Raw genomic sequence first — 26,753 nt, forward strand, 5'->3', positions numbered from 1 at the left:
ACCAGCGTCAGTCCAGGAGATTCCGCAACCGTGGCTTCCACGAACGACCTCAAGAACGGCATGGTGCTCAAGCTCGACAACGACCAGCTCTGGTCCGTGGTCGAGTTCCAGCACGTCAAGCCCGGCAAGGGCCCGGCCTTCGTGCGCACCAAGCTCAAGAACGTGCTCTCCGGCAAGATCGTCGACAAGACGTTCAACGCCGGTGTGAAGGTCGAGACGGCCACCGTCGACCGCCGCGACATGCAGTTCTCGTACATGGACGGCGAGTACTTCGTCTTCATGGACATGCAGACGTACGACCAGCTGCACGTCTCCAAGGCCGCCGTCGGCGACGCCGCGAACTTCCTCATCGAGGGCTTCACCGCCACCGTCGCCACGCACCAGGGCGAGGTGCTCTACGTCGAGCTCCCGGCCGCCGTCGAGCTCGTCATCCAGGAGACCGAGCCGGGCGTCCAGGGCGACCGCTCCACCGGTGGCACCAAGCCGGCCATCCTGGAGACCGGCCACCAGATCCAGGTCCCGCTCTTCATCACCACCGGTGAGAAGATCAAGGTCGACACCCGTGACAGCGGCTACCTCGGCCGGGTGAACAGCTAACCGTGGCTGCCCGGAACAAGGCCCGTAAGCGCGCCTTCCAGATCCTCTTCGAGGCCGACCAGCGCGGCGCGTCCGTGCAGGAGGTCCTCGCGGACTGGATCCGGCACGCCCGGTCCGACGACCGGCAGCCGCCGGTCAGCGAGTACACGATGGAGCTCGTCGAGGGGTACGCGCAGTACGCGGGCCGGATCGACGAGCTCATCGCCACCTACGCGGAGGGCTGGGCGCTCGACCGGATGCCGGTCGTCGACCGGAACATCCTGCGCCTCGGTGCGTACGAGCTGGTGTGGGTGGACGGCACTCCGGACGCGGTGGTGATCGACGAGGCGGTGCAGCTCGCCAAGGAGTTCTCCACCGACGACTCCCCGCAGTTCGTCAACGGCCTGCTGGGCCGTTTCAAGGACCTCAAGCCGAAGCTCCGCCGGGACTGAAACGGCCCCGGTCGTGCCTGTACGAAGGGCCCGCAGCGCATCTCGCGCGGCGGGCCCTTCGGCGTTCCGCAGGCGTTCCCGGGGGCGTTCCGGGGGCGTCTTGCGCCGCGTCCTGCGGGCGTCCCGCGGGCGTCCCGCGGGGACGGACCGGTCGTGGCGAGGCTTCGCCATCCGGCATGACACGGGGCCGGGCCGGGAAGCACCACACCGCCGGAAACGACGAGCCGCCGGGGCGGTGGGGCGCCCGAAGGAGCCCCCCGCACCCGGCGGCAACGTTTCTGCTGTGTGTGGCCCGGTGGGTCAGGCGTCCTCGTGGGCGACCGCGCGGCGCGCGTCCGCGTCCAGCACTCCCCAGCTGATCAGCTGCTCGGTCAGCACCGAGGGCGACTGGTCGTAGATGACGGCGAGGGTGCGCAGGTCGTCCTGGCGGATCGACAGCACCTTGCCGTTGTAGTCACCGCGCTGCGACTGGATCGTCGCCGCGTAGCGCTGCAGCGGGCCCGCCTTCTCCGCGGGGACGTGCGCCAGGCGCTCCAGGTCGAGGACGAGCTTCGGCGGCGGCTCGGCGGCTCCGCCCGGCGTGGTGCCCGGCAGCAGCTCCTGGACCGGGACGCCATAGAAGTCGGCCAGCTCGGCGAGGCGCTGCACGGTCACGGCACGGTCACCGCGCTCGTACGAACCGACCACCACGGCCTTCCAACGGCCCTGGGACTTCTCCTCCACACCGTGGAGGGAGAGGCCCTGCTGGGTCCGGATGGCACGGAGCTTGGCCCCGAGCTGTTTTGCGTATTCGCTGGACATATAGCTCCCGGGACGAAGGCTGGTAACTCACTGTGAGGTTACGCAGCGTTACTTGGCTGCGTCAAGCCGAATAGGTCCGTCCCGACGGTCTTCCACCGGCGGGTCCGGAGCAGCGTCCCGGCCCTGGTACCGTGGGTGGCGCAATTCCGACGTCCTTTAAGGTCCGTCCCGTGAGGCGGAGAAGGAGGTCCGTTTCGTATGGACGCCGTACAGCAGTCCGATGCCGCGCGCCCCGTTCTCGAGGGCCCCGACATCGCGCGGGTACTGACCCGCATCGCCCACGAGATCGTCGAGCGCGCCAAGGGCGCCGACGACGTCGTACTCCTCGGCATTCCGACGCGTGGCGTCTTCCTCGCCCGCCGCCTCGCCGACAAGCTCCAGCAGATCACCGGCCGCACCGTGCCGGTCGGCTCGCTCGACATCACCATGTACCGCGACGACCTGCGGATGCGGCCCGCCCGCGCGCTGGCCCGCACCGAGATCCCCGGTGACGGCATCGACGGCCGCCTCGTCGTCCTCGTCGACGACGTCCTCTTCTCCGGCCGCACCATCCGCGCCGCCCTGGACGCCCTCGGCGACATCGGCCGCCCGCGCGCCGTCCAGCTCGCGGTCCTCGTCGACCGCGGCCACCGTGAACTCCCGATCCGCGCCGACTACGTCGGCAAGAACCTCCCCACGTCGCTGCGGGAGACGGTCAAGGTCCAGCTCTCCGAGGAGGACGGCCGCGACACCGTGCTGCTCGGGATCCGGGAGACCGCCCCCGACGCCCCGGCCGGCGAGCGGTAGCACCCGCCGTACGACCTCCTCGTACGGTGCGCCGCAGCCGCGCGCCCGCACGTCCGTCGGCCTGCCCGAGAAGCAGGTCACCTCCCGGTCCTCCACCTCCACCACGACGGAGAGAACCCCCCGATGATGCGCCACCTCATCTCGGCCGCCGACCTCACCCGCGACGACGCCGTCCTCATCCTCGACACCGCCGAGGAGATGGCCCGGGTCGCCGACCGGCCGATCAAGAAACTGCCCACCCTCCGCGGCCGTACCGTCGTCAACCTCTTCTTCGAGGACTCGACGCGCACCCGGATCTCCTTCGAGGCCGCCGAGAAGCGCCTGTCCGCCGACGTCATCAACTTCAGCGCCAAGGGCTCCTCGGTCTCCAAGGGCGAGTCCCTCAAGGACACCGCGCAGACCCTGGAGGCGATGGGTGTCGACGCCGTCGTCATCCGGCACGGAGCCTCGGGGGCCCCGTACCGCCTGGCCACCTCCGGATGGATCGACGCCACCGTCATCAACGCCGGTGACGGCACCCACCAGCACCCCACGCAGGCCCTGCTGGACGCTTTCACCATGCGCCGCCGGCTGATCGGCCCGGACGCCGGGCTCGGCCAGGACCTGGCCGGCCGGCGCATCACGATCGTCGGCGACGTCCTGCACAGCCGGGTGGCCCGCTCCAACGTCGACCTGCTGCACACCCTCGGCGCCGAGGTCACCCTCGTCGCCCCGCCCACCCTCGTCCCGGTCGGCGTCGAGACCTGGCCGTGCGAGGTGTCGTACGACCTCGACAGCACCCTGCCGAAGTCCGACGCCGTGATGATGCTGCGCGTCCAGCGCGAGCGGATGAACGCCGCGTTCTTCCCGACCGAGCGCGAGTACTCGCGCCGCTACGGCCTCGACGGCCAGCGCATGGCGAAGATGCCCGAACACGCCGTGGTGATGCACCCCGGCCCGATGGTCCGCGGTATGGAGATCACCGCCGAGGTCGCCGACTCCGGCCGTTGCACGGTCGTGGAGCAGGTCGCCAACGGCGTCTCCATCCGCATGGCCGTCCTGTACCTCCTGCTCGGCGGCAACGAATCGGCCGTCGCCCACACCCGTACCGAGGAGAAGCAAGACCGATGAGCAAGACCCTGATCCGTGGTGCGAAGGTACTCGGCGGCGAGGCCCAGGACGTCCTGATCGACGGCGAGACCATCGCCGAGGTCGGCGCCGGTCTCGCGGCCGGCGACGCCACCGTCGTCGAGGCCGAGGGAAGGATTCTGCTGCCCGGCCTGGTCGACCTGCACACGCACCTGCGCGAGCCGGGCCGCGAGGACTCCGAGACCGTCCTCACCGGCACCCGCGCGGCCGCCACCGGCGGCTACACGTCCGTGTTCGCCATGGCCAACACCTTCCCCGTCGCCGACACCGCCGGTGTCGTCGAGCAGGTCTACCGGCTCGGCCGGGAGCACGGCTACTGCGACGTCCAGCCCATCGGCGCCGTCACCGTCGGCCTGGAGGGCAGGAAGCTCGCCGAACTCGGCGCCATGCACGAGTCCGCCGCCGGCGTCACCGTCTTCTCCGACGACGGCAAGTGCGTCGACGACGCCGTGATCATGCGCCGCGCCCTGGAGTACGTGAAGGCCTTCGGCGGCGTCGTCGCCCAGCACGCCCAGGAGCCCCGCCTCACCGAGGGCGCCCAGATGAACGAGGGCGTCGTCTCCGCCGAGCTGGGCCTGGGCGGCTGGCCGGCCGTCGCCGAGGAGTCGATCATCGCCCGGGACGTGCTGCTCGCCGAGCACGTCGGCTCCCGCGTCCACATCTGCCACCTGTCGACCGCCGGGTCCGTCGAGATCGTCCGCTGGGCCAAGTCGCGCGGCATCGACGTCACCGCCGAGGTCACCCCGCACCACCTCCTCCTGACGGACGAGCTGGTCCGCTCGTACAACCCCGTCTACAAGGTCAACCCGCCGCTGCGCACCGAGCGCGACGTCATGGCGCTGCGCGAGGCCCTCGCCGACGGCACGATCGACATCGTCGCCACCGACCACGCCCCGCACCCGCACGAGGACAAGGACTGCGAGTGGGCCGCCGCCGCCATGGGCATGGTGGGCCTGGAGACCGCGCTGAGCGTCGTCCAGCAGACGATGGTCGAGACCGGGCTGCTCGACTGGGCCGGCGTCGCCGACCGCATGTCCTTCCGGCCCGCGAAGATCGGCCGCGCCGACGGCCACGGCCGCCCCGTCTCGGCTGGTGAGCCCGCCAACCTCACGCTGGTCGATCCGGCATACCGTGGAGTGGTGGACCCCGCGGGCTTCGCCTCCCGCAGCCGCAACACCCCCTACGAGGGCCGCGAGCTGCCGGGTCGCGTCACCCACACCTTCCTGCGGGGCCGGGCGACGCTCATGGACGGGAAGCTGGCGTGACCTTTTCGATCGAACTCGCGGCCGAACTCGCGGCCGAGCCGAAGTCGGCGGAGGTGACCGACTGGGCCGCCCGGCTCGGCTGGGTCGCCGGACTGCTGCTCTTCATCGCGCTCGTCTACTGGCTGATGCGCCAGGGGTGGAAGTGGCGCGGCAGCCTCCAGTCCGGCCTGCCCGACCTCCCCGCCGCGCCGGACGCCCCGGGCGCGGCGACACTGACGATGACCGGCCGCTACCACGGCTCCACCACCGCCGGGCAGTGGCTCGACCGGATCGTCGCCCACGGCCTGGGTACCCGCAGCCGCGTGGAGCTGACGCTCCACGACACGGGCCTGGCAGTCGTACGCCCCGGGGCGAGCGACTTCTTCGTCCCGACCGGGCGGCTGCGCGGCGCCCGGCTCGACAAGGGCATCGCGGGCAAGGTCCTCGCCGAGGGCGGCCTGCTGATCGTCACCTGGGAGCACGGCGGGACGCTGATCGACTCCGGCTTCCGCTCCGACCGGGCCGCCGAGCACACCACCTGGGCCGACGCCCTCAACACCATGATCACTACGACGGAAGGCGCCGCACGATGACGACCTCCACCCGGGGAACCAGGGTTCCCGCCGTACTCGTCCTGGAGGACGGCCGCACCTTCCGCGGCCGCGCCTACGGGGCCGTGGGGGAGACCTTCGGCGAGGCCGTCTTCTCCACCGGCATGACCGGCTACCAGGAGACCCTGACCGACCCGTCGTACCACCGCCAGGTCGTCGTGATGACCGCGCCGCACGTCGGCAACACCGGCGTCAACGACGAGGACGCCGAGTCGAAGAAGATCTGGGTCTCCGGGTACGTCATCCGCGACCCCGCCCGCGTCCCGTCCAGCTGGCGCTCCCGCCGCACCCTCGACGAGGAACTGGCCGCGCAGGGCGTCGTCGGCATCAGCGGCATCGACACCCGCGCCCTCACCCGCCACCTGCGCGAGCGCGGCGCCATGCGCGTCGGCATCTTCTCCGGCGACGCGGTCGCCGACGACGCCACCCTCCTCGCCAGGGTGCAGGACGCCCCGCAGATGAAGGGCGCGAACCTCTCCGCCGAGGTCGCCACCAAGGAGACCTACGTCGTCCCCGCGATCGGCGAGAAGAAGTTCACCGTCGCCGCCGTCGACCTCGGCATCAAGGGCATGACCCCGCACCGCATGGCCGAGCGCGGCATCGAGGTGCACGTCCTGCCCGCCACCGCCACCGTCGAGGACGTCTACGCCGTCAACCCGGACGGGGTGTTCTTCTCCAACGGCCCCGGCGACCCGGCCACCGCCGACCACGCGGTCTCCGTCATGCAGGGCGTGCTCGCCCGCAGGACCCCGCTCTTCGGCATCTGCTTCGGCAACCAGATCCTCGGCCGCGCCCTCGGCTTCGGCACCTACAAGCTGAAGTACGGCCACCGCGGCATCAACCAGCCGGTGCAGGACCGCACCACCGGCAAGGTCGAGGTCACCGCGCACAACCACGGGTTCGCCGTGGACGCGCCCCTGGACAAGGTCTCCGAGACGCCCTACGGCCGCGCCGAGGTCTCCCACGTGTGCCTCAACGACAACGTGGTGGAGGGCCTCCAGCTGCTCGACCAGCCGGCCTTCAGCGTCCAGTACCACCCCGAGGCGGCCGCGGGCCCGCACGACGCCGCGTACCTCTTCGACCGCTTCACGTCTTTGATGAACACCGCCCTGATGGAGGCCGAGCGTGCCTAAGCGCACCGATATCCAGTCCGTCCTGGTCATCGGCTCCGGCCCGATCGTCATCGGTCAGGCCGCCGAGTTCGACTACTCCGGCACCCAGGCGTGCCGCGTCCTCAAGTCCGAGGGCCTGCGCGTCATCCTGGTGAACTCCAACCCGGCGACGATCATGACCGACCCGGAGATCGCCGACGCCACCTACGTCGAGCCGATCACCCCCGAGTTCGTCGAGAAGATCATCGCCAAGGAGCGCCCCGACGCGCTCCTGCCCACCCTCGGCGGCCAGACCGCGCTCAACACCGCGATCTCGATGCACGAGCAGGGCGTGCTGGAGAAGTACGGCGTGGAGCTGATCGGCGCCAACGTCGAGGCCATCCACAAGGGCGAGGACCGCGACCTGTTCAAGGGCGTCGTCGAGGCCGTCCGAGCCAAGATCGGGTACGGCGAGTCCGCCCGCTCGGTGATCTGCCACTCCATGGACGACGTCCTCAACGGCGTCGAGACGCTCGGCGGCTACCCCGTCGTCGTCCGCCCCTCCTTCACCATGGGCGGCGCCGGCTCCGGCTTCGCCCACGACGAGGAGGAGCTGCGCCGCATCGCCGGCCAGGGCCTGACCCTCTCGCCCACCACCGAGGTGCTCCTGGAGGAGTCCATCCTCGGCTGGAAGGAGTACGAGCTGGAGCTGATGCGCGACAAGCACGACAACGTCGTGGTCGTCTGCTCCATCGAGAACTTCGACCCCATGGGCGTGCACACCGGTGACTCCATCACCGTCGCCCCGGCGATGACCCTCACCGACCGCGAGTACCAGATCCTCCGGGACGTCGGCATCGCGATCATCCGCGAGGTCGGCGTCGACACCGGCGGCTGCAACATCCAGTTCGCGGTCAACCCCGAGGACGGCCGGGTCATCGTCATCGAGATGAACCCCCGTGTCTCCCGCTCCTCCGCGCTCGCCTCCAAGGCCACCGGCTTCCCGATCGCGAAGATCGCCGCCCGTCTCGCCGTCGGCTACACCCTCGACGAGATCCCCAACGACATCACCGAGAAGACGCCGGCCTCCTTCGAGCCGACCCTCGACTACGTCGTCGTCAAGGCCCCGCGCTTCGCCTTCGAGAAGTTCCCGTCCGCCGACTCCACGCTGACCACGACCATGAAGTCGGTCGGCGAGGCCATGGCCATCGGCCGGAACTTCACCGAGGCGCTCCAGAAGGCCCTGCGCTCCCTGGAGAAGAAGGGCAGCCAGTTCACCTTCACCGGCCCCGTCGGCGACAAGGACGAGCTGCTGCGCGAGGCCGTACGCCCCACCGACGGCCGCATCAACACCGTCATGCAGGCCATCCGCGCCGGCGCCACCCCGCAGGAGGTCTTCGACTTCACGAAGATCGACCCGTGGTTCGTCGACCAGCTCTTCCTGATCAAGGAGATCGCCGACGAGCTCGCCGCCGCCGAGAAGCTCGAGCCGGAGCTGCTCGCCGACGCCAAGCGCCACGGCTTCTCCGACGCCCAGATCGCCGGCATTCGCGGCCTGCGCGAGGACGTCGTCCGCGAGGTCCGGCACGCCCTCGGCGTCCGCCCGGTCTACAAGACGGTCGACACCTGCGCCGCCGAGTTCGCCGCCAAGACGCCGTACTTCTACTCCTCCTACGACGAGGAGAGCGAGGTCGCGCCCCGCGAGAAGCCCGCGGTGATCATCCTGGGCTCCGGCCCGAACCGCATCGGCCAGGGCATCGAGTTCGACTACTCCTGCGTCCACGCCTCCTTCGCCCTGAGCGACGCCGGCTACGAGACCGTGATGGTCAACTGCAACCCCGAGACCGTCTCCACCGACTACGACACCTCCGACCGCCTGTACTTCGAGCCGCTCACGCTCGAGGACGTGCTGGAGATCGTCCACGCCGAGACCCTCGCCGGCCCCGTCGCGGGCGTCGTCGTCCAGCTCGGCGGCCAGACCCCGCTGGGCCTCGCCCAGGCGCTCAAGGACAACGGCGTGCCCGTCGTCGGCACCTCCCCGGAGGCCATCCACGCCGCCGAGGACCGCGGCGCCTTCGGCCGCGTCCTCGCCGAGGCCGGGCTGCCCGCCCCCAAGCACGGCACCGCCACCACCTTCGCCGGCGCCAAGGCCATCGCCGACGAGATCGGCTACCCCGTCCTCGTACGCCCGTCGTACGTGCTCGGCGGCCGCGGCATGGAGATCGTGTACGACGAGGCGCGCCTGGAGGCGTACATCGCCGAGTCCACCGAGATCTCCCCGACCCGCCCCGTGCTGGTCGACCGGTTCCTCGACGACGCCATCGAGATCGACGTCGACGCCCTCTACGACGGCACCGAGCTCTACCTCGGCGGCGTCATGGAGCACATCGAGGAGGCCGGCATCCACTCCGGCGACTCGGCGTGCGCCCTGCCCCCGATCACCCTCGGCGGCTTCGACATCAAGCGCCTGCGCGCCTCCACCGAGGCGATCGCCAAGGGCGTCGGCGTCCGCGGCCTGATCAACATCCAGTTCGCCATGGCCGGCGACATCCTGTACGTCCTGGAGGCCAACCCCCGCGCCTCCCGTACGGTGCCCTTCACCTCCAAGGCGACCGCCGTGCCGCTCGCGAAGGCCGCCGCCCGCATCTCGCTGGGCGCCACCATCGCCGAGCTCCGCGCGGAGGGCCTGCTGCCGGCCAACGGCGACGGCGGCACCCTGCCGCTGGACGCGCCGATCTCCGTCAAGGAGGCCGTCATGCCCTGGTCGCGCTTCCGCGACGTGCACGGCCGCGGCGTCGACACCGTCCTCGGCCCCGAGATGCGCTCCACCGGCGAGGTCATGGGCATCGACGCGGTCTTCGGCACCGCCTACGCCAAGTCGCAGGCCGGCGCCTACGGCCCGCTGCCCACCAAGGGCCGCGCCTTCATCTCGGTCGCCAACCGCGACAAGCGCTCGATGATCTTCCCGGCCCGCGAGCTGGTCGCCCACGGCTTCGAGCTGCTGGCCACCTCCGGCACCGCCGAGGTCCTCAGGCGCAACGGCATCAGCGCCACCGTCGTGCGCAAGCAGTCCGAGGGCGAGGGCCCCGGCGGCGAGAAGACCATCGTCCGCCTGATCCACGACGGCGAGGTCGACCTCATCGTCAACACCCCCTACGGCACCGGCGGCCGCCTCGACGGCTACGAGATCCGCACCGCGGCCGTGGCGCGCGGCGTCCCCTGCCTCACGACGGTCCAGGCGCTCGCCGCCGCCGTCCAGGGCATCGACGCGCTGAACCACGGAGGCGTCGGCGTGCGTTCCCTCCAGGAACACGCGGAACACCTGACCGCGGCCCGCGACTAGCAGCGAGGGGGACACCGGAAACGGTGTCCCCCTCCTCATGAGGACACCACCACACATGTACAAGCTCTTCTTCCGGCTGTTCTTCTCCCGCATGGACCCCGAGCGCGCCCACCACCTGGCGTTCCGCTGGATCCGCCTCGCCGCCCGCGTCCCCGTCCTGCGCACCTTCCTCGCCGCCGCCCTGGCCCCCCGCCACAAGGAGCTGCGCACCGAGGCGCTCGGCCTGCGCATGCACGGCCCCTTCGGGCTCGCCGCCGGCTTCGACAAGAACGCCGTCGCCATCGACGGCATGGCGATGCTCGGCTTCGACCACGTCGAGATCGGCACCGTCACCGGTGAGCCGCAGCCGGGCAACCCCAAGAAGCGCCTGTTCCGCCTCGTCGCGGACCGCGCCCTGATCAACCGCATGGGTTTCAACAACGACGGCTCCGCCGCCGTCGCCGAACGCCTCCACGCGCGCGTGCCGGTGTTCCGGACCGTCGTCGGCGTCAACATCGGCAAGACCAAGGTCGTCCCGGAGGCCGAGGCCGCCGCCGACTACGTGAAGTCCACCGAGCGGCTCGCCCGCCACGCCGACTACCTGGTCGTGAACGTCTCGTCGCCGAACACGCCCGGGCTGCGCAACCTCCAGGCCACCGAGTCGCTCAGGCCGCTCCTGACGGCCGTGCGCGAGGCCGCCGACCGCACGGTCACCGGCCGCCGCGTCCCGCTGCTGGTCAAGATCGCGCCCGACCTGGCGGACGAGGACGTCGACGCGGTCGCCGACCTCGCCGTCGAGCTGGGCCTGGACGGCATCATCGCCACCAACACCACCATCGCCCGCGAGGGCCTGAAGTCCCCGGCGTCCCTCACCGGCGAGACCGGCGGCCTGTCCGGCGCCCCGCTCAAGGAGCGCTCCCTGGAGGTGCTGCGCCGCCTCTACGCGCGCGTGGGCGACCGCATCACGCTCGTCGGCGTGGGCGGCATCGAGAACGCCGAGGACGCCTGGCAGCGCATCCTCGCCGGCGCCACCCTGGTCCAGGGCTACAGCGCCTTCATCTACGAGGGCCCGTTCTACGCCCGCGCCGTCCACAAGGGCCTCGCCGCCCGGCTGAACGCCTCGCCGTACGCCACCCTCGCCGAAGCCGTCGGCGCCGACACCCGGAAGGCCGCCGCATGAGCCAGTCGACCCCGCAGAGCCCGCAGAGCCCGCGCGAGCCCTTCGGCGCCCGTCTGCGCCGCGCCATGGACGCCCGTGGCCCGCTGTGCGTCGGCATCGACCCGCACGCCTCCCTGCTGTCCTCCTGGGGCCTGGGCGACGACGTGGCGGGCCTGGAGGGCTTCACGCGCACGGTCGTCGAGGCGCTCGCCGACCGGGTGGCCGTCTTCAAGCCGCAGAGCGCCTTCTTCGAACGGTTCGGCTCGCGCGGCATCGCCGTCCTGGAACGGGCCGTCGCCGACCTGCGGGACGCGGGCGCCCTGGTCGTCATGGACGCCAAGCGCGGTGACATCGGCTCCACCATGGCCGCCTACGCCGAGACCTACCTCCGCGAGGGCGCGCCGCTGTTCTCGGACGCGCTGACCGTCTCGCCGTACCTCGGGTACGGCTCGCTGAAGCCGGCCGTCGACCTCGCCCGCGAGACCGGCACCGGGCTGTTCGTCCTCGCCCTCACCTCCAACCCGGAGGGCGCCGAGGTCCAGCGGGCGGTACGCACCGACGATCCGGCCGGCCGCACCATCGGCGCGACCATGCTGGCCCACCTCGCCCGGGACAACGCGGACGAGACGCCCATGGGCTCCTTCGGCGCGGTCGTCGGCGCGACGCTCGGCGACCTCTCCTCGTACGACCTCGACATCAACGGTCCGCTGCTGGCGCCCGGCATCGGCGCCCAGGGCGCGACGCCGGCCGACCTGCCGGCGGTCTTCGGCGCGGCCGTGCGCAACGTCGTGCCGAACGTCAGCCGGGGCGTCCTGCGCCACGGTCCGGACGCGGCGGCGCTGCGCGAGGCCGCCGAGCGGTACGCGGACGAGGTGCGGGCTGCGGTCACCGCCTGACACCCCCGCGGGCCAGGTCGTCGGAGCCCACGGTCACCCTCCGGTGACCGTGGGCTCCGGCCGTACCGACGTGACGTACCTCACGTTCGACCGGTCCGCGAGCGCCGGGGTCGGAATCTGCGCGCAAAACCGCGTCTTTATGTCGTGAATGTCTGGGTAGGTCGATGCTGACCAGGACTTTTCCTCTGTTCTCGCTGACTCTGGCGGCCATGGCCGCTAGTCTCCGTCGCAGAGCCAACGTGCACTGCGTTGCTCGTTGCTCCCCAGGTGTGGGCCGACTAGGTTCCTCACCGGTCCGTATCCGACAGTTCGACATCCGAGGTGACGTAGGCGTGGCTCTTCCGCCCCTTACCCCTGAACAGCGCGCAGCCGCGCTCGAAAAGGCCGCCGCGGCTCGCCGGGAGCGGGCCGAGGTCAAGAATCGACTCAAGCACTCCGGCGCCTCGCTCCAGGAGGTCATCAAGCAGGGCCAGGAGAACGAGGTCATCGGCAAGATGAAGGTCTCCGCCCTCCTGGAGTCCCTGCCGGGCGTGGGCAAGGTCCGCGCCAAGCAGATCATGGAGCGGCTCGGGATCTCCGAGAGCCGCCGCGTGCGGGGCCTCGGCTCCAACCAGATCGCCTCCCTGGAGCGCGAGTTCGGCAGCACCGGGGCCTGACGTCCGGGGCACGGGAGTAAACCTGGAATAATCGCCCCATGGCTGCAACATCCCGGGGGACCGCCCCCGAGCCCCCGGACGTACGTCCGCGACTGACCGTGCTCTCCGGCCCCTCCGGGGTCGGCAAGAGCACGGTCGTCGCTCATATGCGCAAGGTCCACCCCGAGGTCTGGCTGTCGGTTTCCGCCACGACCCGCAAGCCGCGACCCGGCGAGCGGGACGGGGTGCAGTACTACTTCGTCACCGACGACGAGTTCGACAAGCTGGTCGCCAACGGCGAACTGCTGGAGTGGGCCGAGTTCGCCGGCAACCGCTACGGCACGCCGCGCCGCGCCGTCCTGGAGCGGCTCGAATCGGGTGAGCCCGTGCTGCTGGAGATCGACCTCCAGGGCGCGCGGCTGGTCCGCGAGTCGATGCCGGAGGCGCAGCTGGTCTTCCTGGCACCGCCGAGCTGGGACGAGCTGGTCCGCCGGCTGACCGGCCGCGGCACCGAGCCGCCGGAGGTCATCGAGCGGCGCCTGGAGGCGGCCAAGACCGAGCTGGCGGCGGAGTCCGAGTTCGACACCACCCTGGTCAACACCTCCGTCGAGGACGTAGCCCGTGAGCTGCTAGCCTTGATGCAAGTTGTTTGATCTTTGTCCCATTTTCCAGAAGTTTTTCGGAAGGTAGAGCGTGTCCTCTTCCATCACCGCGCCCGAGGGCATCATCAACCCGCCGATCGATGAGCTGCTCGAGGCCACTGACTCGAAGTACAGCCTCGTGATCTACGCGGCCAAGCGCGCGCGCCAGATCAACGCGTACTACTCGCAGCTCGGTGAGGGCCTGCTGGAGTACGTCGGTCCGCTGGTGGACACCCACGTCCACGAGAAGCCGCTCTCGATCGCCCTGCGGGAGATCAACGCGGGTCTGCTGACCTCCGAGGCCATCGAGGGCCCGGCCCAGTAGGCGCCCCACTGCACGTCATGACAGGCCCGGTGGACACTCCGCCGGGCCTGTGGTGTGTCATGGAGTCGTACGGCTCTCGCGGGTCACGAAGATCACGAGGGTCACGAAGCGGGAGGCGTGGAGTGGACAAGCCGAAGGTCGTCCTCGGAGTCAGCGGTGGCATCGCCGCCTACAAGGCGTGCGAGCTGCTGCGGCGGCTCACCGAGTCCGGCCACGACGTACGGGTCGTCCCGACCGAGGCCGCGCTGCACTTCGTGGGCGCCGCCACCTGGTCGGCGCTCTCCGGCAACCCGGTCTCCACCGGGGTCTGGACGGACGTCCACGAGGTCCCCCACGTACGCATCGGCCAGCACGCCGACCTGGTGGTCGTCGCGCCCGCCACCGCCGACATGCTCGCCAAGGCGGCGCACGGCATCGCCGACGACCTGCTGACCAACACGCTCCTCACCGCCCGGTGCCCGGTGGTCTTCGCCCCCGCGATGCACACCGAGATGTGGGAGCACCCCGCCACCCAGGAGAACGTGGCCACTCTGCGCCGCCGGGGCGCCGTGGTGGTCGAGCCCGCCGTGGGCCGCCTCACCGGCGCCGACACCGGCAAGGGCCGGCTGCCCGACCCGGACGAGATCTTCGAGATCTGCCGCCGGGTGCTCGCCCGCGGTGCGGCCGCCGGGCGCGACCTCGCGGGCCGCCATGTCGTGATCAGCGCGGGCGGCACCCGCGAGCCGCTGGACCCGGTGCGGTACCTCGGCAACCGCTCCTCGGGCAAGCAGGGGTACGCCCTGGCCAGGACCGCCGCCGCCCGGGGCGCCCGGGTGACGCTGATCGAGGCCAACACCGGCCTGCCGGACCCCGCGGGCGTCGACGTCGTCCGGGTGGGCACCGCCGTACAGCTGCGCGAGGCCGTGCTCAAGGCGGCGGCCGACGCGGACGCCGTGGTGATGGCCGCCGCCGTCGCGGACTTCCGCCCCGCCGTGTACGCCGAAGGCAAGATCAAGAAGAAGGACGGCCAGGAGCCGGCGCCCGTCGCGCTGGTGCGCAACCCGGACGTCCTCGCGGAGATCTCGGCGGAGCGCGCGCGTCCGGAGCAGGTGGTCGTCGGATTCGCCGCCGAGACCGATGATGTTTTGGCCAATGGTCGGGACAAGCTCCGCCGCAAGGGGTGCGACCTGCTCGTGGTGAACGAGGTGGGGGAGCGCAAGACCTTCGGCTCCGAGGAGAACGAGGCCGTGGTGCTGGCCGCCGACGGCGCGGAGACCCCCGTACCGTACGGGCCGAAGGAGGCCCTGGCCGACACCGTCTGGGACCTCGTGGTCCCCCGGCTGGGCGCCTCCGGCGACACCGACTCGGGCAATTCAGGATGAATTTCTAATTTCGCCCCTTTGGGCGGATCAAACCCCAGAAAAGCGGCGTTCCGGCCCGCGGAAGGAGCCGATCCCCCTCCCGCCGGCCCGGCGGATGTGGCCGATCAGGCTCCCAACGTGCGAGACACCTGGTCCAACGGCCGAGAGCGCCCGATAAACTGTCCTCGGAACGACGCGGGGCGCAGCCCCCTGCCGGTCCGCAAATGATCAGCCAGCAGCCGCTGCAAACCCAGGGAGCGTTGTGTCCCGTCGTCTCTTCACCTCGGAGTCCGTGACCGAGGGTCACCCCGACAAGATCGCTGACCAGATCAGCGACACCATTCTCGATGCGCTGCTCCGGGAGGACCCCACCTCCCGCGTCGCCGTGGAGACGTTGATCACCACCGGCCTGGTGCACGTGGCCGGCGAGGTGACCACCAAGGCGTACGCCGACATCCCCACGCTCGTGCGCAACAAGATCCTTGAGATCGGCTACGACTCCTCGAAGAAGGGCTTCGACGGCGCATCCTGCGGCGTCTCGGTCTCGATCGGCGCCCAGTCGCCGGACATCGCGCAGGGCGTCGACACCGCCTACGAGAAGCGCGTCGAGGGTGACGAGGACGAGCTCGACAAGCAGGGCGCCGGCGACCAGGGCCTGATGTTCGGCTACGCGTCGGACGAGACGCCCGAGCTGATGCCGCTGCCGATCCACCTCGCACACCGGCTGTCCAAGCGCCTGACCGACGTCCGCAAGAACGGGACCATCCCCTACCTGCGCCCCGACGGCAAGACCCAGGTCACCATCGAGTACGACGGTGACAAGGCCGTCCGCCTCGACACGGTCGTCGTCTCCTCGCAGCACGCCTCCGACATCGACCTCGAGTCGCTGCTCGCGCCCGACATCCGCGAGTTCGTCGTCGAGCACGTCCTCAAGCAGCTCCTCGACGACGGCATCAAGCTCGACACCGAGGGCTACCGGCTGCTGGTCAACCCGACCGGGCGGTTCGAGATCGGCGGCCCGATGGGTGACGCCGGCCTGACCGGTCGCAAGATCATCATCGACACGTACGGCGGCATGGCCCGCCACGGCGGCGGTGCCTTCTCGGGCAAGGACCCGTCCAAGGTGGACCGCTCGGCCGCGTACGCGATGCGCTGGGTCGCCAAGAACGTCGTCGCGGCCGGGCTCGCCTCGCGCTGCGAGGTCCAGGTCGCCTACGCCATCGGCAAGGCCGAGCCGGTCGGGCTTTTCGTCGAGACCTTCGGCACCGCCAAGATCGACGCCGAGAAGATCGAGAACGCCATCGGCGAGGTCTTCGACCTCCGCCCGGCCGCGATCATCCGCGACCTCGACCTGCTGCGGCCGATCTACTCGCAGACCGCCGCGTACGGCCACTTCGGCCGTGAGCTCCCCGACTTCACCTGGGAGCGCACCGACCGCGTGGACGCGCTGCGCAAGGCCGCGGGGCTGTAACCCTTCACGCGGCGGGGCTGTAACCCCTGACGCGGCGGGGCTGTTACGCCTCGCACACCCGCGAAGTCCGGCACCCCGATATGGGATGCCGGACTTCGGCGTTTCAGCGGGCGGGGGAGGACCAGCCGATGGCGGACAGGTCCGCGGCGAGATCGCTCAGGGCGAGTCCCGGATTGAGGGCGGCGACCAGGCCGTCGGTCAGCGGGCGCAGCGCGAGGACGTGCCGGACCGCGTCCAGGTCGACCGCCACCTCGTGCATGTCCGCGGCGAAGTCCCGGTACGCCTCGGGGGACCGGTCGGTGAGGTGCTCGAACAGGAACCCCGAGCCGTCCGGGTCCTCGTGCGCGGGGAACTCGATCGCGCCCGCGCGCCAGGCGTCGTCCCCGGCGGTCCGCCACAGGCACGCGGTCACGTCCGGAAACCCGACGCCGTGCGAGAAGGCCGGCTCGTCCACGTAGCGCCGGAAGACCTCCGGTACGTCGTCCACCACACCCGGCCAGACCCCGTCCTCGACGTACGGACTCATCGGCGACTCGTGGTCGAAGCCCCGGAGGTACGCGCCGGCCGGCGAGAACACCAGGGAGAACTCGTCACCCGAGCCGGTGCTCATCGACGCCAGCTCCTCGGTGGCGGACCAGCGCGTGTCGAAGGTGTAGTGCCGGTACACGGGGTCCGGACTGAGGATCGCCTCCAGCAGGGCCAGCGCCCGGCAGTGGTCGCGGAGCGCGGGTATCGACGGCAGCAGCCGTGCGGTGTCATGAACGGTCACCGGGGTATCCAAGCGCAGGCCACTGACAGCGCCCCCTGGCAGCGCCCACTGGCAACGGGCGTTGTCAGTGGGCTCTGGTAGGAATGAGGCTGTGAGCAGCGACGACGCGAAGCGGGAAGGCGGGGGCCGGGGGGCCGAGCCGCCCGAGCAGCTCGCGCTCATACGGGAAACCGTCCGCAAGGCGAGCGTGCCGCGCGCCAAGCCCAGAACCTGGCGCGGGGCCGCCCTGGCGAAAGAGCTGCCCGTCGCACGGGTCGTCGTGAACAAGGGCGTCCTCCACCTGGACCAGTTCTTCGACTACGCCGTGCCCGAGGAACTCGACGCCGCCGCCCAGCCCGGAGTGCGCGTGCGCGTGCGGTTCGGGGCGGGCGCCCACCAGGTGCGCGACGGGCGGCGCGAGGGCGGCCGGCTCATCGACGGCTTCCTCGTCGAACGGCGGGCCGACTCCGACTACTCGGGCCCGCTCGCGGCCCTCGCCGGCGTGGTCTCGCCCGAGCCGGTGCTCGACGCCGAACTGCTCGGACTCGCCCGCGCGGTCGCCGACCGGTACGCAGGATCCCTGGCCGACGTGCTGCAACTGGCGATCCCGCCGCGCAGCGCCCGCGCCGAGCGGCGCCCCTCACCGGAGCCGCTGCCACCGCCGCCCGCCCCGGAACCCGGCACCTGGAGCCGGTACGCGCGCGGCGAGGCGTTCCTCGCCGCGCTCGCCGACGGCGGCTCGCCCCGCGCCGTGTGGAACGCGCTCCCCGGGCCCCACTGGGCGGACGAGCTGGCCGGAGCCGTCGCCGCCACCCTCGCGTCGGGACGCGGCGCGCTCGTCGTCGTGCCCGACGGACGGGCGGCCGGCCGGATGGACGCGGCCCTGACCGCCGCACTGGGCGAGGGACGCCACGCGCTCCTGACCGCCGAGGCGGGCCCCGAGAAGCGGTACGCCCAGTGGCTCGCCGTGCGGCGCGGAACCGTACGCGCCGTCGTCGGGACCCGCGCGGCGATGTTCGCCCCCGTCCGGGATCTCGGCCTCGTCGCCATCTGGGACGACGGCGACTCCAGCCACAGCGAACAGCACGCCCCGCAGCCGCACGCCCGGGAGGTGCTGCTGCTGCGCGCCGCGCACGACAAGTGCGGCTTTCTGCTCGGCGGAACCAGCTGCACCGTCGAGGCGGCCCAGCTCGTCGAGACCGGCTGGGCCCGCCCCCTCGTCGCGCCCCGCGAACAGGTCCGGACCGCCGCGCCGCTCGTCCGCACCGTCGGGGACGGGGAGCTCGCGCGCGACGAGGCGGCGCGGGCCGCCCGGCTGCCGTCACTGGCCTGGCAGGCGGCCCGCGAGGGCCTCAAGACCGGACCGGTCCTCGTCCAGGTGCCCCGGCGCGGATACGTCCCCCGGCTCGCCTGCGAGCGGTGCCGGACACCCGCCCGGTGCCGGCACTGCGCCGGGCCCCTGGAGGCGCCCGGACAACGGGAGTTGCGCTGCGGCTGGTGCGGGCGCGGCGCGCCGGACTGGCACTGCGCCGAGTGCGGCTCCGTCCGGCTGCGCGCCCAGGTGGTGGGCGCCCGGCGCACGGCGGAGGAACTGGGGCGGGCGTTCCCGGCCGTCCCGGTACGGACGTCGGGGCGCGACCACGTCCTGGACACCGTGCCCGGACGCCCCGCCCTCGTGGTCAGCACCCCCGGCGCCGAACCGGTCGCAGAAGGCGGATACGCCGCCGCGCTGCTGCTGGACGGCTGGGCCATGCTCGGCCGGGCCGACCTGCGGGCCGGCGAGGAGGCGCTGCGGCGCTGGATGGACGCGGCCGCGCTGGTGCGCGGCCAGGACGAGGGCGGCACCGTCGTGATCGTCGCCGAACCGACGCTGCGGCCCGTGCAGGCCCTCGTCCGGTGGGACCCGGTCGGCCACGCCCAGCGCGAGCTGGCCGAACGCGCGGAGCTGGGCTTCCCGCCGGTCTCCCGCATGGCCGCCGTGACGGGACGCACCGAGGCGGTCGCGGCGTTCCTGACCGCCGCCGAGCTGCCCGCCGAGGCGGAGGTGCTCGGCCCGGTGCCCCTGGCGCCCCCGCCCCCGGGCGCCCCGCGCCGCCCGGGCGACCCCCCGCCGGGCGAGTTCTGGGAACGCGCCCTGCTCCGCGTCCCCCCGGGCCGGGGCGCGGCCCTCGCCGCCGCGCTGAAGGCCGCACAAGCCGCCAGGCTCGCCCGCGGCGCCCCCGACCCGGTCCGCCTCCGGGTGGACCCCCCGGACATCGGCTGAGACGGGGGTGCGGCGCCGTCTGGGGCTGGGCTCGCTGCGGGGGGCCTCCTCGCCGTTGTGGGCGATCGCCCGCAGTGCGGCTCCCGCCGCGCCGCCCCCGTAGTGGGCAGCCGATCCGCAGGGCGGCTCCATCCACCCGCTTTGGGCGATCGCCCGCCGGTCTCGTTGTGGGCAGGCGTCCCGCAGGGCGATGGGGGTGCCCCCTGCTCGAGCGGAGCCGAGAGCTTGGGGGAGGGTGGGCACAACGGGACCGGGGCGGTGCCCTGTCCCGGTTCGCCCCGGGGGCGGTGCCTGTTCCCGGTTCGCCCGGGTGCGGCTCGGTGGGCTGCCGGTGGGGGTGGGGCGTGGCCCCTCCGGGCTCGCCTCCTCGGGGCCGGCGGCCTTCGGTCACGGGTAAGGGAGCCGAACTTGCGCCGCCAGCCCCTGCGGGGGCGACCCTGCACGGCCCCGCCCCGGCCGGATGCCGACTGCGGGGCGGTGGGTGGTGGGCACGGCCCTGGCGTGGGTGCGTTGCCGCGTGCGCGCGGTGGGGGCATGGGGCGGCCGCCCGCCCGGGGGAGGAGGGGGCGGGCGGCCGGGTGGGGTCAGCCGTTGCGCGGGCCGGGGAAGGCGCTCGGGCGGACCTCGTCGCGGAGGGTCTGGGAGCCGGACGTGGGCTGCGGCGGCATCGAGCGGGCGGCCGGGACCGAGGGCACCGTCCGCGTACCGCCCGGCTCGGCGGGGAGCTCCGCCTCCGCCGGCTGCTGGGCCGTCGCCCGCCGGGCACCGTAACGCCGGTGGACCGCCTGCTTGGTGACGCCGAGCGCCGAGCCCACCGCGTCCCACGAGAAGCCCAGCGAACGGTCGAAGTCCACGGCCGCGGTCACCAGGGTCTCGACGCTGTCCCGCAGTTCCTGGGCGAGCCGCACGGTGGGGGCCGGAGCCCTGCCGTAGACGACGAAGCCCGTGGACGGGCCGGATCGCCGCGGGCGGTACACATTGCCGAGCTGGGCGGTGAGCGTGCGCAGTGCGTCCACCTGCCGGCGGACCCGCTCGATGTCCCGCACCAGCAGGTGCAGACTCGCCCGGGCTTGGGCGTCATGGGTTGCGTGGTCGGCCATGTACAAGCCTCTCGAACCGGCGTTGAAAGGGGTGGGCCGCTCGGAGGCGGGCCCGTTCGGTCAATCTGCCTTGACCAACGCGCCACCCGTCGTCGGGGTCACGCTGCGGGGGCGTATCCGCATATGCCCAGGGCGCGCAAGGCGCCGTACGCCCCCCGCCGCACCGGCGCCTAAACTGGTGCGTCGCCCGCCACCGCCACCGAACAGACAGGCAGTCAGCCACTGATGAAGCTCGTCTTCGCAGGCACCCCCGAGGTCGCCGTACCCGCCCTGGACGCCCTGATCGCCTCGGACCGGCACGAGGTGGCCGCTGTCGTCACCCGGCCCGACGCCCCCGCGGGTCGCGGCCGCCGGCTCGTCGCCAGCCCCGTCGCCCAGCGCGCCGAGGAGGCCGGGATCGAGGTCCTCAAGCCGGCGAAGCCCCGCGACGAGGACTTCCTGGCCCGGCTGCGCGAGATCGCCCCGGACTGCTGCCCGGTCGTCGCCTACGGCGCCCTGCTGCCGAGGGTCGCGCTCGACGTGCCCGCGCACGGCTGGGTGAACCTGCACTTCTCCCTGCTGCCCGCCTGGCGCGGTGCCGCGCCCGTCCAGCACGCCGTCATGGCCGGGGACGAGGTGACCGGCGCGTCCACCTTCCTCATCGAGGAGGGCCTGGACTCCGGTCCCGTGTACGGCGTGATCACCGAGGAGGTGCGGCCCACGGACACCAGCGGCGACCTGCTCACCCGGCTCGCGTTCGCGGGTGCCGGACTGCTCGCCGCCACGATGGACGGCATCGAGGACGGCACGCTCAAGGCGGTCCCGCAGCCCGCGGAGGGCATCACCCTCGCCCCCAAGATCACCGTCGAGGACGCGCACATCGACTGGTCCGCCCCGGCGCTGCGCGTCGACCGCGTCGTCCGCGGCTGCACGCCCGCCCCGGGCGCCTGGACCGTCTTCCGCGGCGAGCGGCTGAAGGTCGTCCAGGCCGCCCCGGCACCGGACCGCACCGACCTGGCCCCCGGCGAGCTGTCGGCGGGCAAGAACAACGTCCACGTGGGCACCGGCTCCCACGCGGTCGAACTGCTCTGGGTCCGGCCGCAGGGCAAGAAGCCCATGCGCGCCGCCGACTGGGCCCGCGGGGTGCGGATCGCACCGGGGGAGCAGGCCGGTGCCGGACCGTCGTAGGCTGAAAGGGTTCGAGCCACACGAAACGCGGAGCACCTTTTGAGCGAGCAGTCCCGTCGCCGTCCCCCCAAGCCGTACCGCCGCCCCAAGAAGGACCCGGTGCGGATCCTGGCGTTCGAGGCGCTGCGCGCCGTCGACGAGCGGGACGCGTACGCCAACCTCGTGCTGCCGCCGCTGCTGAAGAAGGCGCGGGAGAAGGAGGGGTTCGACGGCCGGGACGCGGCGCTCGCGACGGAGCTGGTGTACGGCACGCTGCGCCGGCAGGGCACGTACGACGCGGTCATCGCGGCGTGCATCGACCGGCCGCTGCGTGAGGTGGACCCGCCGGTCCTGGACGTGCTGGCGCTGGGTGCGCACCAGCTGCTGGGCACCCGGATCCCTACGCACGCCGCGGTGTCGGCGAGCGTGGAGCTGGCGCGGGTGGTGCTTGGCGACGGGCGGGCCAAGTTCGTCAACGCCGTCCTGCGCAAGATCGCGCAGCAGGACCTGGACGCCTGGCTGGAGCAGGTCGCACCGCCGTACGACGAGGACGCCGAGGACCACCTGGCCGTCGTCCACTCGCACCCGCGCTGGGTCGTCTCCGCGCTGTGGGACGCCCTCGGCGGCGGGCGCGCCGGGATCGAGGACCTGCTGGAGGCCGACAACGAGCGGCCCGAGGTCACGCTGGTGGCCCGCCCCGGCCGGTCCACCCCGGACGAGCTGCTGGACGTGCTGGGGGAGGAGGCGGGCCTGCCGGGCCGCTGGTCCCCCTACGCCGTGCGGCTGGCCGAGGGCGGCGAGCCCGGCGCGATCGACGCCGTGCGCGACGGCAGGGCCGGCGTCCAGGACGAGGGCAGCCAGCTCGTCGCGATCGCCCTGGCGAACGCCCCGGTCGACGGACCCGACCGGCGCTGGCTGGACGGCTGCGCGGGCCCCGGCGGCAAGGCGGCCCTCCTGGGCGCCCTGGCCGCCGGGCGCGGTGCCACCCTCCTCGCCTCCGAGAAGCTGCCGCACCGGGCCCGGCTGGTGGAGCGCGCCCTGACCGGCAACCCCGGCCCCTACCAGGTGATCGCCGCCGACGGCACCCGCCCGCCGTGGCGCCCCGGCTCCTTCGACCGGGTCCTGGTGGACGTGCCGTGCTCCGGCCTGGGCGCCCTGCGCCGCCGCCCCGAGGCCCGCTGGCGCCGCCGCCCGGAGGACCTGGAGGGCTTCGGCCCGCTGCAACGCGCCCTGCTGACCGAGGCGTTGCAGGCCGTCCGGGTCGGCGGGGTCGTCGGGTACGCGACGTGCTCGCCGCACCTCGCGGAGACCCGGGTGGTCGTCGACGACGTCCTCAAGCGGCACGGCGGCGCCGAGCTGATCGACGCCCGGCCCCTGATGCCCGGCGTGCCCGCGCTCGGCGACGGCCCCGACGTACAGCTGTGGCCGCATCTGCACGGCACCGACGCGATGTACCTGGCGCTGCTGCGGCGGACCACGTAGGCCGCTGATACGCCGGGATTGCGGCAAGTGTGCCGTGCGGTGGCGGGGCAGCCCGGGCATCGGGTGAAGGAAACGCCATCCGGCATGGCAGGCTTGGCTCATGGCCCAGATCAACCCCAGCATCCTGTCCGCCGACTTCGCCCGGCTCGCCGACGAGGCGAAGGCCGTCGAAGGCGCCGACTGGCTCCACGTCGATGTCATGGACAACCACTTCGTGCCCAACCTGACCCTGGGCGTGCCCATCGTGGAGTCGCTCAGCCGGGCGACGGACACCCCGCTGGACTGCCACCTCATGATCGAGGACCCCGACCGCTGGGCCCCGCAGTACGTCGAGGCCGGTGCCGGGTCGGTCACCTTCCACGTGGAGGCGGCCGCCGCCCCCGTGCGGCTGGCGCGTGAGATCCGGGCCAAGGGGGCCAGGGCGTCGATGGCGCTGAAGCCGGCCACGCCCATCGAGCCGTTCGAGGACCTGCTCCCCGAACTCGACATGCTGCTGATCATGACCGTGGAGCCGGGCTTCGGCGGCCAGGCGTTCCTCGACATCATGCTGCCGAAGATCCGCCGCACCCGGGAGCTGATCTCCAAGCACGGCCTCCAGCTGTGGCTCCAGGTCGACGGCGGTGTCTCGGCCTCCACCATCGAGCGCTGCGCCGAGGCGGGCGCGGACGTCTTCGTCGCCGGTTCCGCCGTGTACGGGGCGGAGGACCCGGCCGCCGCGGTGCGGGCCCTGCGTGAGCAGGCCACCGCCGCGACCGCCACGGCCGCGTGGGCGTGCGGCCACTGAGCCACGGGCGAACCACGGGCAGATGAACGCAGCCCAACAGGACCGAACCCGGACCGCCGGATCTGCAAGGATGGCGATCCGAAGTGTGAACAGCAGTGAGGAGAGCGCGGTGTCTGCTATGTCGGCGGGACGGCCAGCCCTGCGGATGGGACCCGCGGAGCTCGTGCAGGCGGCGGCCATGGCCCGCCGCTTCTATCTCGAGGGCAAGTCCAAGATCCAGATCGCCGAGGAGTTCGGCGTCAGCCGCTTCAAGGTGGCCCGGGTCCTGGAGACCGCCCTGGAGCGTGACCTCGTACGGATCGAGATCCGCGTACCGGCCGAGCTGGACGCCGAGCGCTCCGACGCGCTGCGGTCCCGGTACGGGCTGCGTCACGCCGTGGTCGTCGAGTCCCCGCCGGAGGGCGAGGACGCCTCGCCCGACCCGGAGAACCTCGGCGAGGTCGCCGCGGACCTGCTCGGCGAGCTGGTGGCCGAGGGTGACGTCCTGGGCCTGGCGTGGGGCCGTTCCACCATCCACATGGCGGCCGCCCTCGACCGGCTGCCGCCCTGCACGGTGGTCCAGCTGACCGGCGTGTACGACGCGGGCACCGCCGAGCGGGGCTCGGTGGAGGCGGTACGGCGTGCCGCCCAGGTCTCCGGCGGCGAGGCGCACCCGATCTACGCGCCCATGCTGCTGCCCGACCCGGCGACCGCGGCCGCCCTGCGCAACCAGACCGGCATCGCCCGCGCCTTCGAGTACTTCGACAAGGTGACCGTGGCGGCCGTGTCCATCGGCTCCTGGGAGCCGGGCATCTCGACCGTCCACGACATGCTGACCGACGAGGAGCGGGCGCACTACGCCTCGCTCGGCGTCGCCGCCGAGATGTCGGCCCACCTCTTCGACGCGGCCGGGCGCCGGGTCGGCCGTGACCTCGGCGAGCGGTGCATCACCGTGGAGGCCGACCGGCTCCGCCGCATCCCCGAGGTCGTGGCCATCGCGGGCGGGCGCCGCAAGGCGGCGGCGATCGGGGCGGTGCTGCGGTCCGGCCTGGTCACCAGCCTGGTCACGGACACCATGGCGGCCGACTACCTCCTCACCGAGTTCACCCCCGGCCCGCGCCCGGCACTGGACCGCACCGACCCGGACGAGTAGCGGTGGCGGGTGGCGCTCTGGGTTGGAGGAAGCCACAAGTGATCCTTCGATGACCTGTGGCTTTCGTCCGGGGCGTACGCGTGTGCGGCCGTGGGAGAATGAAGTACGTGCGTTTTCCCCCCGGCTGAAATGCCCGGGGGCCAACTCCGAACGACTGGGATGTTCAGCACGTGCGTTTCCTCAATGACCTGAAGCCGCCGTACGACCTCACGTACGACGACGTATTCATGGTGCCTAGCCGCTCGGCCGTGGGCTCCCGCCAGGGCGTCGACCTGTCCTCCCCCGACGGCACCGGGACGACCATCCCGCTGGTCGTCGCCAACATGACGGCGATCGCGGGCCGCCGGATGGCCGAGACCGTCGCCCGCCGCGGTGGCCTCGTCGTCATCCCGCAGGACATCCCGATCGACGTCGTCACCGACGTCACCTCCTGGGTGAAGAGCCGTCACCACGTGCTCGACACCCCGATCGTGCTGGACCCGCACCAGACGGTCGCCGACGCGCTGTCGCTGCTGCCCAAGCGCGCGCACAACGCCGGCGTCGTCGTCGACGCCGACCAGCGCCCCATCGGTGTCGTCACCGACGAGGACCTGTCCGGGGTCGACCGCTTCACCCAGCTGTCCGAGGTCATGTCCAAGGACGACCTGCTGCTGCTCGACGCGGACATCGACCCGCGCGAGGCGTTCAACACGCTCGACCACCACAACCGCCGCTACGCCCCCGCCGTGGACAAGGACGGCCGCCTCGCCGGCATCCTGACCCGCAAGGGCGCCCTGCGCGCCACCCTGTACTCGCCGGCCCTCGACGCGAACGGCAAGCTGCGCATCGCCGCCGCCGTCGGCATCAACGGCGACGTCGCCGGCAAGGCCAAGCAGCTCCTCGACGCGGGCGTCGACACGCTCGTCGTGGACACCGCGCACGGCCACCAGGAGTCGATGATCGCCGCGGTCAAGGCCGTCCGCGGTCTCGACCCGCAGGTCCCGATCGTCGCCGGCAACATCGTCGCCGCCGAGGGCGTCCGCGACCTCATCGAGGCCGGCGCGGACATCATCAAGGTCGGTGTCGGCCCCGGCGCCATGTGCACCACCCGCATGATGACCGGCGTGGGCCGCCCGCAGTTCTCCGCCGTCCTGGAGTGCGCCGCCGAGGCGAAGAAGTACGGCAAGCACGTCTGGGCCGACGGCGGTGTCCGTCACCCGCGCGACGTCGCCATGGCGCTCGCCGCCGGTGCCTCCAACGTGATGATCGGCTCCTGGTTCGCGGGGACGTACGAGTCGCCCGGCGACCTCCAGCAGGACGCCAACGGCCGGCTCTACAAGGAGTCGTTCGGCATGGCGTCCAAGCGTGCCGTCCGCAACCGCACGAGCGAGGAGTCCGCGTACGACCGGGCCCGCAAGGCGATCTTCGAGGAGGGCATCTCGCACTCGCGGATGTTCCTCGACCCCGCCCGCCCGGGCGTCGAGGACCTGATCGACTCGATCATCGCGGGTGTGCGTTCCTCGTGCACGTACGCCGGTGCCGGCTCCCTGGAGGAGTTCGCCGAGAAGGCCATCGTGGGCGTCCAGAGCGCCGCCGGCTACGCCGAGGGCAAGCCGCTCCACGCCAGCTGGAGCTGATCCG

Annotated in this window: 24 protein-coding genes; 21 read left to right on the top strand and 3 right to left on the bottom strand. The window is 72.3% G+C overall.

Annotation, left to right across the window (positions count from 1 at the left end; translation table 11 throughout):
* Positions 1 to 30: 30 nt before the first annotated feature.
* Together efp and nusB are read left to right on the top strand one after the other, a co-directional pair.
* A complete protein-coding gene (gene efp, locus EIZ62_RS27555) occupies positions 31 to 597 on the top strand; it encodes an elongation factor P (protein WP_156695369.1) in 567 nt (188 codons plus the stop codon).
* A gap of 2 nt (positions 598 to 599) precedes the next feature.
* Complete coding sequence (gene nusB, locus EIZ62_RS27560; RefSeq protein ID WP_156695370.1) at positions 600 to 1,028, top strand: transcription antitermination factor NusB; 429 nt, start codon at positions 600 to 602, stop codon at positions 1,026 to 1,028.
* 300 nt (positions 1,029 to 1,328) lie between these two features.
* On the opposite strand, the gene bldD is transcribed toward nusB, so the two are convergent.
* Positions 1,329 to 1,829, bottom strand: a complete 501-nt coding sequence (gene bldD, locus EIZ62_RS27565; protein ID WP_028431622.1) for a transcriptional regulator BldD — start codon at positions 1,827 to 1,829, stop codon at positions 1,329 to 1,331.
* Positions 1,830 to 2,027: 198 nt separating this feature from the next.
* Here bldD and pyrR point away from each other — a divergent pair, with 198 nt between their 5' ends.
* The 13 genes from pyrR to metK all read left to right on the top strand — a co-directional run bounded on the left by pyrR (position 2,028) and on the right by metK (position 16,478).
* The gene (gene pyrR / locus EIZ62_RS27570; protein WP_156695371.1) at positions 2,028 to 2,615 is read left to right on the top strand and encodes a bifunctional pyr operon transcriptional regulator/uracil phosphoribosyltransferase PyrR; all 588 of its coding nucleotides are present in this window, start codon (positions 2,028 to 2,030) and stop codon (positions 2,613 to 2,615) included.
* 123 nt (positions 2,616 to 2,738) lie between these two features.
* The gene (locus EIZ62_RS27575; protein ID WP_156695372.1) at positions 2,739 to 3,725 is read left to right on the top strand and encodes an aspartate carbamoyltransferase catalytic subunit; all 987 of its coding nucleotides are present in this window, start codon (positions 2,739 to 2,741) and stop codon (positions 3,723 to 3,725) included.
* On the top strand, positions 3,722 to 5,008 hold the full coding sequence (locus tag EIZ62_RS27580) for a dihydroorotase (RefSeq protein ID WP_156695373.1): 1,287 nt from the start codon (positions 3,722 to 3,724) through the stop codon (positions 5,006 to 5,008). Before EIZ62_RS27575 ends, EIZ62_RS27580 begins: the two co-directional genes overlap by 4 nt.
* Positions 5,005 to 5,580, top strand: a complete 576-nt coding sequence (locus EIZ62_RS27585) for a PH-like domain-containing protein (RefSeq protein ID WP_208828069.1) — start codon at positions 5,005 to 5,007, stop codon at positions 5,578 to 5,580. The genes EIZ62_RS27580 and EIZ62_RS27585 overlap by 4 nt, the downstream gene beginning before the upstream one ends.
* Positions 5,577 to 6,731, top strand: coding sequence for a glutamine-hydrolyzing carbamoyl-phosphate synthase small subunit (gene carA / locus EIZ62_RS27590; RefSeq protein WP_156695374.1), 1,155 nt, complete (start codon positions 5,577 to 5,579; stop codon positions 6,729 to 6,731). The genes EIZ62_RS27585 and carA overlap by 4 nt, the downstream gene beginning before the upstream one ends.
* Positions 6,724 to 10,032: a carbamoyl-phosphate synthase large subunit gene (gene carB / locus EIZ62_RS27595; protein ID WP_156695375.1), complete on the top strand. Its 3,309-nt coding sequence runs from the start codon at positions 6,724 to 6,726 to the stop codon at positions 10,030 to 10,032. Before carA ends, carB begins: the two co-directional genes overlap by 8 nt.
* A gap of 55 nt (positions 10,033 to 10,087) precedes the next feature.
* On the top strand, positions 10,088 to 11,191 hold the full coding sequence (locus tag EIZ62_RS27600; protein ID WP_156695376.1) for a quinone-dependent dihydroorotate dehydrogenase: 1,104 nt from the start codon (positions 10,088 to 10,090) through the stop codon (positions 11,189 to 11,191).
* Complete coding sequence (gene pyrF / locus EIZ62_RS27605; RefSeq protein ID WP_156695377.1) at positions 11,188 to 12,066, top strand: orotidine-5'-phosphate decarboxylase; 879 nt, start codon at positions 11,188 to 11,190, stop codon at positions 12,064 to 12,066. Before EIZ62_RS27600 ends, pyrF begins: the two co-directional genes overlap by 4 nt.
* Before the next feature lie 332 nt (positions 12,067 to 12,398).
* Positions 12,399 to 12,722: an integration host factor gene (locus EIZ62_RS27610; RefSeq protein WP_064068014.1), complete on the top strand. Its 324-nt coding sequence runs from the start codon at positions 12,399 to 12,401 to the stop codon at positions 12,720 to 12,722.
* A gap of 38 nt (positions 12,723 to 12,760) precedes the next feature.
* Complete coding sequence (gene gmk / locus EIZ62_RS27615; protein ID WP_156695378.1) at positions 12,761 to 13,354, top strand: guanylate kinase; 594 nt, start codon at positions 12,761 to 12,763, stop codon at positions 13,352 to 13,354.
* Between the two features lie 40 nt (positions 13,355 to 13,394).
* Entirely contained in the window at positions 13,395 to 13,667 is a 273-nt protein-coding gene (gene rpoZ / locus EIZ62_RS27620) for a DNA-directed RNA polymerase subunit omega (RefSeq protein WP_005319902.1), read from the top strand.
* Positions 13,668 to 13,789: 122 nt separating this feature from the next.
* Positions 13,790 to 15,028 (top strand): bifunctional phosphopantothenoylcysteine decarboxylase/phosphopantothenate--cysteine ligase CoaBC, encoded by a 1,239-nt coding sequence (gene coaBC, locus EIZ62_RS27625; RefSeq protein ID WP_156695379.1) that lies wholly within the window; start codon positions 13,790 to 13,792, stop codon positions 15,026 to 15,028.
* A 241-nt stretch (positions 15,029 to 15,269) separates the two neighbouring features.
* Entirely contained in the window at positions 15,270 to 16,478 is a 1,209-nt protein-coding gene (metK, locus tag EIZ62_RS27630; protein WP_156695380.1) for a methionine adenosyltransferase, read from the top strand.
* 103 nt (positions 16,479 to 16,581) lie between these two features.
* Here the strand turns inward: metK and EIZ62_RS27635 are convergent, their stop codons facing one another.
* Entirely contained in the window at positions 16,582 to 17,247 is a 666-nt protein-coding gene (locus EIZ62_RS27635; RefSeq protein ID WP_156695381.1) for a hypothetical protein, read from the bottom strand.
* 91 nt (positions 17,248 to 17,338) lie between these two features.
* On the opposite strand from EIZ62_RS27635, the gene EIZ62_RS27640 reads away from it, so the two are divergent.
* The gene (locus EIZ62_RS27640; protein WP_156695382.1) at positions 17,339 to 19,489 is read left to right on the top strand and encodes a primosomal protein N'; all 2,151 of its coding nucleotides are present in this window, start codon (positions 17,339 to 17,341) and stop codon (positions 19,487 to 19,489) included.
* Positions 19,490 to 20,073: 584 nt separating this feature from the next.
* On the opposite strand, the gene EIZ62_RS27645 is transcribed toward EIZ62_RS27640, so the two are convergent.
* Positions 20,074 to 20,589, bottom strand: a complete 516-nt coding sequence (locus EIZ62_RS27645) for a hypothetical protein (protein WP_156695383.1) — start codon at positions 20,587 to 20,589, stop codon at positions 20,074 to 20,076.
* 225 nt (positions 20,590 to 20,814) lie between these two features.
* Between EIZ62_RS27645 and fmt the strand changes: the two genes are divergently transcribed.
* The 5 genes from fmt to EIZ62_RS27670 all read left to right on the top strand — a co-directional run bounded on the left by fmt (position 20,815) and on the right by EIZ62_RS27670 (position 26,749).
* On the top strand, positions 20,815 to 21,756 hold the full coding sequence (fmt, locus tag EIZ62_RS27650) for a methionyl-tRNA formyltransferase (protein WP_156695384.1): 942 nt from the start codon (positions 20,815 to 20,817) through the stop codon (positions 21,754 to 21,756).
* A 39-nt stretch (positions 21,757 to 21,795) separates the two neighbouring features.
* Entirely contained in the window at positions 21,796 to 23,217 is a 1,422-nt protein-coding gene (locus EIZ62_RS27655) for an RsmB/NOP family class I SAM-dependent RNA methyltransferase (protein ID WP_156695385.1), read from the top strand.
* 100 nt (positions 23,218 to 23,317) lie between these two features.
* Entirely contained in the window at positions 23,318 to 24,001 is a 684-nt protein-coding gene (gene rpe / locus EIZ62_RS27660; RefSeq protein WP_156695386.1) for a ribulose-phosphate 3-epimerase, read from the top strand.
* 85 nt (positions 24,002 to 24,086) lie between these two features.
* Complete coding sequence (locus EIZ62_RS27665) at positions 24,087 to 25,133, top strand: sugar-binding transcriptional regulator (protein WP_208828071.1); 1,047 nt, start codon at positions 24,087 to 24,089, stop codon at positions 25,131 to 25,133.
* A 170-nt stretch (positions 25,134 to 25,303) separates the two neighbouring features.
* The gene (locus tag EIZ62_RS27670; protein ID WP_156695387.1) at positions 25,304 to 26,749 is read left to right on the top strand and encodes a GuaB1 family IMP dehydrogenase-related protein; all 1,446 of its coding nucleotides are present in this window, start codon (positions 25,304 to 25,306) and stop codon (positions 26,747 to 26,749) included.
* The last annotated feature ends 4 nt before the right edge of the window (positions 26,750 to 26,753 follow it).

Origin of the sequence: Streptomyces ficellus, from assembly GCF_009739905.1 — a bacterium.
In the GTDB taxonomy this organism is placed as follows: domain Bacteria; phylum Actinomycetota; class Actinomycetes; order Streptomycetales; family Streptomycetaceae; genus Streptomyces; species Streptomyces ficellus_A.